Annotated in this window: 11 protein-coding genes; 2 read left to right on the forward strand and 9 right to left on the reverse strand. The window is 66.2% G+C overall.

The annotated features are described in order from the left end of the window. Nucleotides 1-106 precede the first annotated feature (106 nt). Nucleotides 107-334, forward strand: a complete 228-nt coding sequence (locus ACFWF3_RS07265) for a hypothetical protein (protein ID WP_378925650.1) — start codon at nt 107-109, stop codon at nt 332-334. A gap of 33 nt (nt 335-367) precedes the next feature. Here the strand turns inward: ACFWF3_RS07265 and ACFWF3_RS07270 are convergent, their stop codons facing one another. The 7 genes from ACFWF3_RS07270 to ACFWF3_RS07300 form a co-directional block, all read right to left on the reverse strand. Beyond that, nucleotides 368-3,604 (reverse strand): protein kinase, encoded by a 3,237-nt coding sequence (locus ACFWF3_RS07270; protein ID WP_379312874.1) that lies wholly within the window; start codon nt 3,602-3,604, stop codon nt 368-370. 222 nt (nt 3,605-3,826) lie between these two features. Continuing rightward, nucleotides 3,827-4,876 (reverse strand): helix-turn-helix domain-containing protein, encoded by a 1,050-nt coding sequence (locus tag ACFWF3_RS07275; protein ID WP_378925645.1) that lies wholly within the window; start codon nt 4,874-4,876, stop codon nt 3,827-3,829. Continuing rightward, nucleotides 4,861-5,544: a TetR family transcriptional regulator gene (locus tag ACFWF3_RS07280; protein ID WP_379312875.1), complete on the reverse strand. Its 684-nt coding sequence runs from the start codon at nt 5,542-5,544 to the stop codon at nt 4,861-4,863. Before ACFWF3_RS07280 ends, ACFWF3_RS07275 begins: the two co-directional genes overlap by 16 nt. A gap of 172 nt (nt 5,545-5,716) precedes the next feature. Next, complete coding sequence (locus ACFWF3_RS07285; protein ID WP_379312876.1) at nt 5,717-6,709, reverse strand: oxidoreductase; 993 nt, start codon at nt 6,707-6,709, stop codon at nt 5,717-5,719. Nucleotides 6,710-6,962: 253 nt separating this feature from the next. Beyond that, a complete protein-coding gene (locus ACFWF3_RS07290) occupies nt 6,963-7,493 on the reverse strand; it encodes a hypothetical protein (protein ID WP_378987042.1) in 531 nt (176 codons plus the stop codon). Nucleotides 7,494-7,930: 437 nt separating this feature from the next. Beyond that, entirely contained in the window at nt 7,931-9,130 is a 1,200-nt protein-coding gene (locus ACFWF3_RS07295) for an acyl-CoA dehydrogenase family protein (protein ID WP_379312878.1), read from the reverse strand. Then, on the reverse strand, nt 9,123-10,316 hold the full coding sequence (locus tag ACFWF3_RS07300) for an acyl-CoA dehydrogenase family protein (protein ID WP_379312879.1): 1,194 nt from the start codon (nt 10,314-10,316) through the stop codon (nt 9,123-9,125). Before ACFWF3_RS07300 ends, ACFWF3_RS07295 begins: the two co-directional genes overlap by 8 nt. A gap of 695 nt (nt 10,317-11,011) precedes the next feature. On the opposite strand from ACFWF3_RS07300, the gene ACFWF3_RS07305 reads away from it, so the two are divergent. Continuing rightward, on the forward strand, nt 11,012-11,509 hold the full coding sequence (locus tag ACFWF3_RS07305) for a flavin reductase family protein (RefSeq protein WP_378926126.1): 498 nt from the start codon (nt 11,012-11,014) through the stop codon (nt 11,507-11,509). A gap of 66 nt (nt 11,510-11,575) precedes the next feature. Here ACFWF3_RS07305 and ACFWF3_RS07310 read toward each other — a convergent pair whose 3' ends face one another. Then, nucleotides 11,576-12,343: an SDR family NAD(P)-dependent oxidoreductase gene (locus ACFWF3_RS07310; protein WP_378987033.1), complete on the reverse strand. Its 768-nt coding sequence runs from the start codon at nt 12,341-12,343 to the stop codon at nt 11,576-11,578. Between the two features lie 131 nt (nt 12,344-12,474). Then, nucleotides 12,475-12,810, reverse strand: coding sequence for an NIPSNAP family protein (locus ACFWF3_RS07315; RefSeq protein ID WP_378987030.1), 336 nt, complete (start codon nt 12,808-12,810; stop codon nt 12,475-12,477). Nucleotides 12,811-12,881 lie beyond the last annotated feature (71 nt).

Here is a 12,881-nt window from a genome sequence, read left to right on the forward strand (position 1 = left end):
CCCGACGAGCAGACCGCCGACAGCAGCGCCTGCTCAAGCGACAGCTGGCGGTCGCGTTGACATCGGCGTGGCGCGATGTGGGCGGCTCGATCGGAGAAACACGTTGATGACCCTCGCCGAGCAGTCTCGGTTCCCGATTCAGATCGATGTGCACGTGCGAATCTGGCTGGACCGAACGGCCTTCGACTACCGGGCAACATTGGCCGCGGCGATCAACTTGATTCATGATTGCCGCCGAAAGCATTGGTGCACGGTCGAATTGATTCTGTCCACGATCGGGCGATCCCTGCCCGAGAATCGTTTGCCGAACGAGCGATTGTTCCTGGGCCCGTAGCCGCCCGGCGCAGTAGCCGTGGCCCGGGCAGGCTCAGAAATCCGGCTGGTCGGCGGCCCACGCGGCGATCTGCGAGCGCGAGGTGCATTCGAGTTTGGTGAGGATATGGTCCACGTGCCCCTCCGCCGTGCGCTGTGATATCACCAGGTGGGCGGCGATATCTTTGTTGGACATACCGCGGGCGACGAGCTCGGTGACCTGGCGCTCACGTTTGGTCAGGGTTCCGCCGGGCCCACGGGTGCGGGTGGCGGCTGCGGATTGTTCGCCGAGTGCGAAGGCCACCGCGGAATCGAAGGTCATCGCGGCGCCTTCCTGGCGGCTCGCCTCGAAGACTCGCTCGCCGAGGGCCTCCCGGCTGTCGTGCGCACAGTCCTCGCGGTGAACGAGCAGGGCCGGAAACACGTAGGCCGAGCTGTGGGTGACACTCACCATCGAATCGGCGACGCCCATCAACACCACCGCGCGCCGATGATCGTGTTTCTCGGATTCGACCCACGCCAGTGCCTCGGTGCAGGCCGCGGCGACGAGCGGATCTGCCACCAGCCGAGCCAACCGGATGCCGTCTTCCAGCAAATGCGCGGCGTGCGCCGACTCGCCCCGGCGCCACACGACATACCCCGCTGCCCACGATGCCCATGAGCGGAGCATCGTTTCGCCGGCCGCCTCGGTGATCGCCAGCACCTGCTCGAAACAGACGAGGGCTCGGGCGGTGTCACCGAGCAATGCGCGAGACAACCCGAGCGAGATCAGTGCGTCCAGTTGCAGGCTGCGCTCGCCGCCTGCTTCGTACACTTCGATGGCGTCGGCCATGAGCTTGTCGACGTGGTCCAGGTCGGCGTCGTTCGCCAGGAGAACAGTGGTCCCCTCGGCATGTGAGAGCAGCGCCGCCACCACCGGATCGGTCGATCGGTCGGCCAACAGCGCAAGTTGCTTCAGGTTGTCGGTGGCATCGGCCAGGTCCGCTTGCAACGAGGCCATTGCCACGGCGGCGTGAAATGCCCTGGCTCGATCGATGGTCCGGGATCCGGTGGTTTGGGTCAGGGCACGAGCGGACCAGTGGCGGCCCTCGTTGGGGCGTCCCCGCATGATCCAGAACAGGCACAGTGCGGTAGTCATCCGCACCGCCGCTTCGTTCGACTCGGACAGCGCGAACTCCAGAGCCTTCCGGAGATTCGGCAGCTCACGTTCCAGTCGGGCAACCCACTGCAACTGGTGTGGACCGATCCATTCCGCCTGTGCTTGCAGGGTTAGTCGAAGGCACCAATCCCGGTGTCGCCGAGCGGAATCCACATACGCGCCGCCTTCCGCGGCCTGTTGTCTACCGTATTCCTGCACGGTCTCGAGCATCCGGAAGCGGACCGTTCGGTCGATCTCGTCGCGGATCAGGATCGACTTGTCGACCAATGCGGACAGGGAGTCGAGCAATTCGGATCGCGTCAGTTCGCCGGCGCAAACCTCCTCGGCGGCGTCGAGCTCGAAACCGCCCGCGAAGACGGACAACAGCGTCCACAAGCGTTGCTCGTCCGGTGTGCACAGGTCGTAGCTCCAGTCGACGCACCACCGCAGGGTCTGCTGCCGTATCGGGGCGCCACGACGCCCGCGAGTCAGCAGACCGTAACGGTCGTCGAGGCGAACCAGAATCTGCTCCGGCGACATCGTGCGTAGCCGGGCAGCGGCAAGCTCGATCGCCAGTGGGAGCCCGTCGAGCCGAGCGCAGATACGCGCCACGCAGGCCCTGTTCTCGTCGGTGACATCGAATCCCGGCACGACTGTCGAGCCACGTTCGGCGAACAAGGCCACGGCGTCTTCGCGGGCTGCTCGAGGAGCGGGCTTGCCGGCCGGATCGGGAATTGTCAGCGGGGGCACGACGAATACCGATTCGCCGCCGATGTTCAACGCCTCACGGCTGGTCGCCATGATGCGGATCTGCGGACACGCCCGCAACAGTGTTTCGACCAGTGCGGTGACAGCGTCGATCACCTGTTCGCAGTTGTCCAGCACCACCAGCCGGTCGCGTGTGGACAGGTATTCGACCAGCACCGTGAGCGTCGATCCTGCCCCCCGGGTTCGAAGGCCGAGACCGGTGGCGACGACGTCGACCAGCAGGGCCGGATCCCGCAGATCGCCCAGTTCGACGAACCACCCGCCGTCGGTGAAATCTCCTGTCGCCTTGTGGGCGACGCGCAGCGCGAGCCGCGACTTGCCGACGCCACCGATTCCGGTCAGTGTCACGAGACGGGACCCAGCCAGTAGGTTCCTGACCTCGGTCACCTGGCTGCGACGGCCGACGAAGCTGGACAGCTCGAGCGGGAGATTCCCGACGCCGCTTTCTGCCGCGCTCGATGATGCCGGCGGTAGCGATTCGGCGCCGGGCCGGGTTCGGACAGGAAGCCGGTCGACCGGGAAACCGTGCCGGACCTGGACCTGCCGGAGTTGGTCGCCGAAGAGCGCGGCAGTGGGACGCTCGGCCGGGCTCTGTGACATCGCGGCCTCGAGTACCGTGCACACGTCATCGGGCATGCCGCTGACACGCAGGTCAGGGATCGGCTGTTCGGCTATCCGCAGAAACTGGGCGACCATCTGTTCGCCGCTACGGCGCTCGAAGACCGCGTGTCCGGTCAGCGCGCAGAACAATGTCGCGGCCAGACCGTAGACATCCGAGGCCGGGCTGGGATCGTCGCCACGGAGCACTTCGGGCGCGGTGAACGCCGGCGAACCGGTGACAGTACCGGTCGCGGTTTCGAACCCGCCGGTGATGTGGGCGATGCCGAAGTCGGTCAGCGCCGGTTCATCGAAGTCGGTGAGCAGGATGTTGTCCGGCTTGATATCGCGATGCAGGATGCCGGTTCGATGTGCTGTTTCGAGCGCCCCCGCGATCTTCACCCCGAGGTGCAGAACGTCGGGCAGCGGCAGGGGACCGTCGCATCGAATGCGCGCGTGGAGGGAACCACGCGAGTGGTATGGCATCACCAGGTACGGGTGACCGGTGCCGGTGGCGCCGACTTCCAGCATGTCGACGATATTCGGGTGTCCGGTCAAACGTCCCATCGCTTGCTCCTCACGAAAGAATCGCTCCCGATTCTCGTCGAGTTCTCCGATCAGTACCTTCACTGCCACCGTGCGTTCCACGCCGACCTGCCGGCATCGATATACCTTTCCGAACCCTCCGCGCCCGATCTCCTCCGCGCCCGCGAAACCGGCAGTGCTCAGTTCCGCGATGACATCGTCGCCGGCATCACGCTGGGTCTCGCACGGGTCGTCTTCGGCCATCGCAACTCGCGATCTACCAGTGAGGCCGGTCGGAATATCTCCGACGGCTCTTCTCGCGGACCGTGAATATCGGCGAAGCTGTGCTTTTGCCGTAGGGCGGTTGCACCGTCGCTGAGCCGAACCAGATTGTGTCGTGGGTCATAGGAGCCTCCTTCGGCTTCTCAGTGAACTCACCTGGTGAGGGTCGCTGTAGCCGCCGACAGACGGCTGTCGGCGGCCGAATCACCGACAAATGGCGGTGGTGGGCACAATTTTGTGCCGTTGTTCCGCAGCCATCGCGATGCGCCAGAGGGTGAGGGTCGTGCTCGCGCGGGCGTACCCCTCGCTGCTGAGTGGGGTGTATCCGAGCTGGCGCTCGAGCCAATCGATCCGCTGGCGCATGGTCGAGTGGTGCAGATTGTGCAGGCGAGCGGCTTCGCGAATACTGCTGTGGCTCAGCACAGCCTCCAGCGTCGGCACCACCCATGGTCGCTGGGCCTGAAGCTCGACCACCTGGCGGACATCGGGTGCGCGCGCGGCGGTGTCGGCATCGATGCTCTCGACGATGGTGGCGATGCTGCCGAGTTGGTCATATCGCACGTGGGTGGGTTTGCCGGTGGTGAGGTCGACGGCGATGCGCAGCGCGGTGCGGGCGTGCTGGACCCCGAGATGAACCTCGGTGCTCGCGCACGTGTGGATTCCGGCGGCGATGTCGAGCGGAATCGTGCTCTGTGCCACCGGAGCGGGGAAGAGGCGGATCTGGTGCTCATCGATGAGTAGCCCGGCGGGCATCCGCCGCGCATCCGCCGGATGGGTGGCCACCACTGTGATGGTCGATCCGAGGCCGAGCCGACGCAGTGCGCTGTCCCGGTCTGCGGGGGTGACGCCCGGATCACAGGCAGTGCGTGCCGCGGCCGTGATGGGGGAGGAGTCGCGGGTCTTCTTGACCGCGTGCAGGCTTCGGGCGAATCGTTCCAGGATCAGCGGGTCCAGGGGCCAGGCCGGACCCTCGCGGTCCAGCCAGACCGTGATCTCCTCGAATCGCTGGGTCTGACGCGATGCTGTCCCGGTGCCGAGCTCGGTGATGGTCCGCCCGGCCGCGTCGACGCCGACCCGAAGGCCGCGTTCCGGATCATCGAGCCCGATCGGGGAATCGGCCAGCACCGCGGCTGCCCGCAGCATGGCCATCGCTGAGGACCGTTGGTCCACCAGCGAGTCGAAATGCTCGATCACCCGTAGGGCTTCTGCTGCGCCGCCGTCGATCGTCGCGAGCTTGACTATCCACTCCCGCATGAAAAATCTCCTCGATCCTCATACACCGACGATGGGTCCACGCCATCGGTGCCAGGGCTTGCTGATGACGCGGCGGCCGCGGGAAACAAGCCCGCGACGGCGGCGACGATCGCGGCGCGGCGCGCCTCGCCGGAAGTGTTGCGAACTTGTCCCTGGGCCAAGTCGACGAGGTCTGGCTGCCAGGCCCAAGCCAGCGAGATCTGAGTGACGAGGACCATGATGTCGATCGGGTCCCACGCCGGATTCAGCTGCTCGGTCTCCTGCGCCTGTCTCAACAGATCGACAGTTCGACGCACCGTCTGTCGCACGGACTCCTCGAAGGGGTCGTCCATGACGTCGGCCCGGGTGATGTCCAGCCGTCCCCACTGCAGCAGCCTCAGATGATCGGGATGGGCGGTGAAGTAGTCGTGCACCCGCCCCGCGTAGCTGGGTAGGTCGGTCGCGTCTATGCGGGTGGCTTCGGTCATCGTCGCAAGCTCCCGCTCGGCGACGATCCGGTAGAGCTGTTGCTTGCTGCGAAAGTGCGCGTACAGGCGTTCCTTGCTCGTTTTCGCCCTGCGCGCGATCCGCTCGATGCGACCACCCGCGACCCCGTACTGCGCGAACTCGTCCGTCGCCGCAGTGAGAATGCGGTCGCGTGTGGTATCGGCATCTGTGGCGGTAGTCACTCCGTCAGTGTACCAAACCAAACCGTTTGGTGTGGCAAGGATGGTGTACCGGATCGGGCGAGATCGCTGGGCGAGGCAGGGGGCCACGGCTGGATCGCAGAGCTCTCAGGTTCACCACTCGGTGGTGAACCTGAGAGGTTCGCCGCCACGGCCGCGGCTGTTCACAACGCCTTTACAGTCGTACGACGGTGCGGCCCCGGACGGCACCCGTGAGGATGTCGGAGGCGATCTCGGGGACGCGGTCCAGTCCCACTTCGTGGGAGATGCTGTCCACCAAGTTCTTCGGTTTGAGGTCTGTGCCGAGTCGCAGCCACACGGCGGCGCGGACATCCTCCGGGCACAGAACGGAGTCGATCCCCAACAGCGTGACTCCGCGCAGGATGAAGGGCAGAACAGTGATGTTCAGTGCCGGACCGCCGGTGAGGCCGCAGTTCGCCACGGCACCGCGGTAGCGCGTGGTTCGCAGCAGGTAGGCGAGTGTGTCGCCACCGACCGGGTCCACGCTGCCTGCCCACAGCTCGCCCTCCAGCGGGAAGTGGCTCCGTGTGGAGACGTCTTCGCGGTCGAGGACCTCGGCCGCGCCCAATTCCCGGAGGTAGTCGTGCTCCGCGGGCTTTCCGGTACTGGCGACGACTTCGTAGCCGAGTCCGGCGAGCATACTCACCGCGGTGCTGCCGACGCCGCCGGTGGCGCCGGTCACGAGCACGCGGCCATCGCCTGGCACGAGCCCGTTCTCCTCCAGCCGTTGGATCGAGAGGGCTGCGGTGAAGCCGGCGGTGCCGAGTGCCATCGCCTCCTTGGCGGTCAGGCCCGGCGGGAGCGGCTCCAGGAATTCGCCGGGCAGGCGTGCGTATTCGGCGTAGCCGCCGAAGCGGTCGGTGCCGAGCCCACGGCCGATGGCGACGACTTCCTGGCCGACCGTGAAGCGCGGGTCGCTCGATTCGGTCACCGTGCCGGCGATATCAATGCCGGGCACCATCGGGTACGAGGTCACGACTGGGCTCTCCGGGAGGCAGGCGAGGCCATCCTTGTAGTTGATGCTCGAGTACTGCACGCGCACGGTGACGTTGCCTGCGGGCAGGTCGTCGAGCGTGAGCTGCTGCACGCCGGCGCTGAACCCGGTCTCGCTCTTGTTGACAACGAAAGCGTTGAAGGACTTGGACATGACACCTTCCTGAATCGAACACGAATCTAGATAGATTGATCTAGTGAATCGTATGTGCAGGACTATCGGTGCGTCAATTGCTGGAGAGGTCGAGCAGGTGCGACGAGATCACTGTCGGTTCAGCCGTGATCCGCAGTGCCGCTACCTGACAAGAAATGACGGAGGGCGGCCAACATGGACCGCCCTCCGTCATCGTTTCGAGGCAGAATCCGGGCGTGCTAGGCCAGGAATATGCTCAGCGAAGGATGGCGCTTCAGTTCGCGGTGGGGGCGGTAATTGTGATTCCGCGCGCGGCCGCCTCGGCGAATGCGTCATGTTTGTCGATGATCGGCGCGGAAGCGTCGATCCGTGAAACGCCCGGCACATCGCCGTAGTCGTCACCGAGGTCCTCGCCCATGACCTTCGCGAAGTTGGAGTCTGTGTACAGCCGCTCGCCGGAGATAAGCTTCAGGTCGGCATCGAAGCTGATCACGACCAAGTACATGCCGGTATAGCGCTCGCCCTCGAGGGTGAACGACACCCACGCTTCCCGGATCAGTGTGTTCGATGCCGATGCGTGCACTCGTTTTTCCGCGGCGATATCGTACTTGCCCGTGTTCGGCAGCACCCGCCGATAGTGTTCACGGACCGCGCCGGTCCCGTCCGCCGCCCAGCCGAAGTTCGGAAACTCGTAGTGCGGGTTCGGGGACACCGTCGCCATCGTTGCCTCGATGTCCTGCTCCAGCTCCGCCTTTTCGTGCGCGAGCAGGATGTCTTCCATTTCCTTGAAGGTCAGTTCTTTCATGTGACAAATATTCGATGAGTGTGACCTGAAAGTCAATACTCGTTCGACGATTATAAATCGTGCCACAAACAATTCTGGCGCCGCACAGCATATGACCGCAAAAGGCCGGCCACTGTATAAATGGCTTGCCTTTCACGGGCACATGCATGTGCGGCGCCGCGGGCTGCTGACCAGGTGTTTTCTCGATAGGGGTGTGCGCCGAAAAATTGAACGGCGCACAAAAGAATTGCTCCTCTGTCGGGGTGGATTGCGGATCTGGAATAGGTATGGGTAGCTATTCTCCTGGCCGGTTAACCGTAATCGCAACCAGATCTGTCGCCCCTCTGGGATGACTACCTGCACTGTTGACCCGCTGGCGGGCAAGCGTCCGGATCGTGGTGATGAATGTGAATAGATAGATTGATCTATTGGAGTGTAACCTCGTGTCTTCCAGCTCGTCAACGGTTGACGAGCAGCTGCCCGGTCGCGATGGGGACGTCGAAGTCGCCGGCGGCGGTGTCCAGCACGAGCTCGGCGATCCGCGCCCGGTGTTCCTCGGCGCTACCGAGCAGGACGGCGTCGGTGAAGGCGCGCTTGAAGTAGAGGTGTACCTGGTGCTCCCAGGTGAACCCGATACCGCCGTGCACCTGGACGGTATCGGCAGCGATGCGGGTGAAGGCTGCCGAGCAGGTTGCCTGGGCGATCGACGCCGTCAGCGCCGGGTCGTCGGTACCGTCCTGCAGCGTCCACGCGCCGTAGTAGGCCGCGGAGCGCGCGTGTTCCTGGTCGACGAGCATGTCGGCGAGCCGGTGTTTGACGGCTTGGAACGAACCGATGGGCCGACCGAACTGTCGCCGTTGCTTGGCATACGAGATGCTCAGATCGAGCAGGTGCTGGGCGCCACCCACCTGCGCGGCGGCCAGCAGTACGGCGCCGGTGTCCATGGCGTGGCGGCAGATCCGAGGCGTCTGCGCGGGGCCGGCGAGTAGCCGGGCTGCCGCGTCGGCGAACCGGACGGTGGCTTGTGGCCGGGTCGGGTCCAGTGTGGACAGGGCGGTGCGCTGCACTCCGGGACCGGTGGCGTCGACCACGAACAAACTCACCCCGTCCGGACCGGCCGCGGCGACGAGCAGGTCGTCCGCGGTGCTCGCGTCGACGACGCGCTCGATGGTCCCGGACACTGTCCACGCGTTCCCGGAGCCGGTGGCCCGTACCGTCACGGCCTCGACGGCCAAGCGCCCGGCCCGGTCGGGGGCGGCGAAGGCGGCGGTCCGGACTCCGGCGAGGAGCCGGCTCAATGTTTCGGTACGGGCCTGCGTGTCCGGCGCGGCGACCAGCGCGGGGATCGACAACGCGAGGGTGCCGACAACGGGGCCGCAGAACAGGGCGGCGCCCAGTTCCTCGGCGACGATCGCGGCGTCGACAATGCCACCGCCCGAGCCGCCGAGGTCCTCCGGCACGCCGAGCCCGAGTACGCCCAGCTCGGATCCGAGTCGGACCCAAGCCTTGGGGTCGAACGGAGGCTCGGACTCCATCAGCCGCCGCACGGTCGCTTCGTCGGAGTTCTCCGCGCAGAAGGCGCGTACCGCTCGGCGCAGCTCCTGCTGCTCCTGCGTGAAGACGAACTGCTTGCTCGGAGTCGGGTTCTGATCAGCCACGGGGCACCTCGCGCCAGGGTCGTCCGGAGTCGGCACGCAGGTCGCCGGGCAAGCCCAGGATCCGCTCGCCGAGAATGTTGCGCAGCACCTCGGAGGTGCCGCCCTCGATGGTGTTGGCGCGGGAGCGCAGGAAGCGCTGCTGCACCGGTCCCAGCTCGTCCTCGCCGAAGTCGTTGTCGCGCATGGTGTAGTCGCCGTAGAGCAGTCCCTCCGGTCCGAGCAGATCCATGCAGAACTCATAGATCTGCTTGTTCAGCTCGGCGCCGACGAGTTTGCCGATCGACCCCTCTGGTCCGGGGCCGCGCACGGTCGCGGTGGCGCCGGAGCGCGCCGAGGTGAGTCGCTGTGCCTCCGAGCGCACCCAGAGCTGGGTGAGGCGATCGCGCAGCACCGGGGTGTGCCGGTCGGGGCGCCGAGCCCACAGCGCGACGGCGTCGGCGATCGTGCCGTCGCCGCGACGGGTTCCGCTGGCGCCGATCGAATTTCGTTCGTTCATCAGCGTGGTCATGGCGACCTGCCAGCCCGCGCCGATCGCGCCCAGCCGGTGTGCGTCCGGGATCCGGACCTCGGTGAGGTAGACCTCGTTGAACTCGGCCTGGCCGGTCATCTGGCGCAGCGGCCGGGTTTCGACACCCGGCGCGCGCATGTCGACGACGAAATAGGTGAGGCCCTGGTGTTTCGGCACATCCGGGTCGGTGCGGGCGAGCAGTAGCGCCCAGCTGGCGCGATGCGCCAGGGTGGTCCACACCTTCTGCCCGTTCGCCACCCAGCTGTCACCGTCGCGGACGGCCGAGGTCGCCAGTCCGGCCAGATCGGATCCGGCGCCCGGCTCGGAAAACAGCTGACACCAGATGTTCTCGTTGGTTGCGAGCGGGCGCAGCCACCGGCGCTTCAGTTCGTCGGTCCGGGCATGTTCGATGAGGGTCGGCGCGGCCATGCCGTAGCCGACCGGGTTCACGGCGTACGGCGCGGTGGCCCCCGCCTGCTGAAGGATCGCGGCCGCGACGGTTTGGAGGCCGCGTGAGACGCCGAGCCCGCCGAGGTTCTCGGGGAAGTGCACCCACGACAGACCGGCGTCGAAGCAGGCCCCGAGGAACTCGGTCAGTGGAACGGACCGGGGATCGTGCTCCCGGATGACCCTGCGCGCGGCGTCCGCGACCCGTGTGTAGTCGGCTTCAGCGCTCAACTTCAGCTCCAGTGATCGAGGCATCCATGCCGGAGGATCGCATTCGGCTCCCTTTTCTTCACCAACAACACGACTAGATAGAACGATCTAGCTAGGGTGACACTAGGGGATGTCGCCCGGTGCGTCAACGTCGAAGATGGCGGAGCGGGGTGCGGGTCGACCAGGCGGTTCCGTGGCAGACGGTTCGCGAATCTCGCCCTCGGTGTCGGTGGTGAGCCGAGGAATGGTGGAACGGAAGGCTCGAAACACCGGAACCGGCTCGGCACTGAACGGCGGCCTGACCGGGGCGGTGCTGATGAAGGGCGGTATCTGCGTCACGAGAGTCAGTCAATCCGCCGTGCGGGCGCGGTCGTAGCCATCAAACGGCGGGATTGCTGTCGGAAACATCCGCCAGATGGCGGTGCCCGAGAGCGCGGACGATGCCGTCCTGCCCGTCCGATCCGGTCATCGGGCCCGGTGATTCGGGGCTGCCTGGCGGCTGTTGACGCGCTAGATGTCGTATGTCAGGCTGATTTATAGATCAATCTATCTACCTGTACCTGTACCTGTGCCCCCGGCGCCGCTCTGGCGTCACAGGGGAGAAAACGCACCGCCGCGCTCGCGGCCCAGTGTTGGGAGACCCCGTGAACCAGTCCACCCCAGTCAGTGTCATGGCGAGTACCGCGACCGGCCCGATCGGCGGGTCGACCGGATCCATGATCGCCTTCGACCCGATGACCGCTGACGCGGGTCCACTGCGCCGGGCGTTCGGGTGCTTCCCCTCCGGGGTCACCGCGGTGTGCGCGATGGACGACGGCGAACCGATCGGCATGGCCGCCAGCTCGTTCACGTCGGTGTCGATCGCACCGCCCCTCGTCTCGGTGTGCTTCCAGACCTCCTCGACCACCTGGCCGAGACTGCGGGACCGGCCCCGGCTGGGAATCAGTGTGCTCGCGGAGGATCACGACAAGATCTGTATGAGCCTGTCCCGGAACGCAACCGACCGTTTCGACGGCATCGCCTGGGATCGTGCCGCATCGGGTGGGGTGTTCGTGCACGGCGCCACCGCGTGGCTGGAGTGTTCCCTGCACACCGAGGTCCCGGCAGGCGACCACGCCGTCGCGTTGTTCGAGATCCACGGCATGTGGGCGGATCCCGAGGCCGCGCCGCTGGTCTTCCACGGCAGCCGATTCCGTCGACTCGCTACGCACTGACAGCAGAGGGCCCCAGCGCCGATACTCGGCGCTGAGGCCCGGGCGAACATACTCGAGCCGGTTCGTTCAGAAGATCGAATATCCGCCGTCGATCACGATCTCGTCGCCGGTGTGGAATCCGCCGACCCCGCCGGCGAGATATACCGCCAGTCGTGAGAAATCATCCGGCTCGCCCCACCGGCGCTGCGGCATCCGCTTCATGACGTTCTCCCCGAACGCCGGGTTCTGCATCTCCCGGGAGATCAGCGGCGTCTCGGTCCAGCCGGCGATGATCGAGTGCGCGTTGATCCGGTGTCGCGCCAACTCCACCGCGCACCCTCTGATCATCGCCGACAGCCCCGCCTTGCTCGCCGCGTAGGACTGGCCACGCGGGGTTCCGTGAATCGTCGAAACGCTCGACGTGCCGACGAGTACGCCCCCGCCGCCGCGCTCCACCATGTGGGCAGCCGCGGTGCGCAGCGTGAGGAACGCCCCGTCGAGATTTACCCGGGTGACCTCCCTGAAGTCCGCGAGACTCGTCTCGACGAACGGCGTATCGGGAGCGCGGGTGCCCGCGTTCGCGAAGCAGGAGTCGACCCTGCCGAAGTGGTCGAGGGTCTCCGCGAAGCTCGCCGTCACGGCGTCCTCGTCGCCTACGTCGCAGCGGATCGCCCGCACGCGGGTGCCGTGTTTCGCGAGCTCCTGCGCGGCCTTCTCGTTGCGCTCGGCATTGGTGCCCCAGATGCAGACATCGGCACCGCACCGGGCGAGTCCGTGTGCCATGCCGAGTCCGATCCCGGAGTTTCCTCCAGTGATCAACGCGACGTGTCCGGTGAGGTCGAAAAGCGAGGTCAAGCCAAATCCTCCGGGTCGTCCCCGGCCGTGCCGGGAAGAGTGTCGAAACGGCCGGGCACGCGGCCGGGGGATGTCGGGGCCACCGATCATCCTGTGCCATCCGCGCCGGTGGCGGGGACCGGAGAGCCGCTTCAGCGCAGCTCGGAGAAGCCTGTCGGGTCGAGGAACTTCGTCGTTGCGCTGGCGGTGACCTGTTCACCATCGGACCTCGCTGCGGTCCACTCGGGGTCGGCCCAGAAGGCCTCCCACGACTTCGCCGCGGCCGCTCGGCTGGCGTGGGCCACGAGATAGACGAGAGTCTCGGTGGGATTGCCGTCGTCGTCGGTCGCCACCCAGAAGCCGATGTTGGTCATCCCGTGTTTCTCGAACAGCGGGGCGGCGTGATCGCGAAAGCGGCCCAGGAGCGCGTCGATCTTGCCCGGTACCGCGTCGTACGTGCGGAGTTCGAAGATTCGAGTGTCAGTCACTAGATCAATCTATCAAGTCTGGCGACCGCCGACAACGGCATGCGTCGGTAGGCTGTTCGGCGCTGGGGCTG

This window comes from Nocardia sp. NPDC060220, from assembly GCF_042727815.1.
Lineage (GTDB): Bacteria > Actinomycetota > Actinomycetes > Mycobacteriales > Mycobacteriaceae > Nocardia.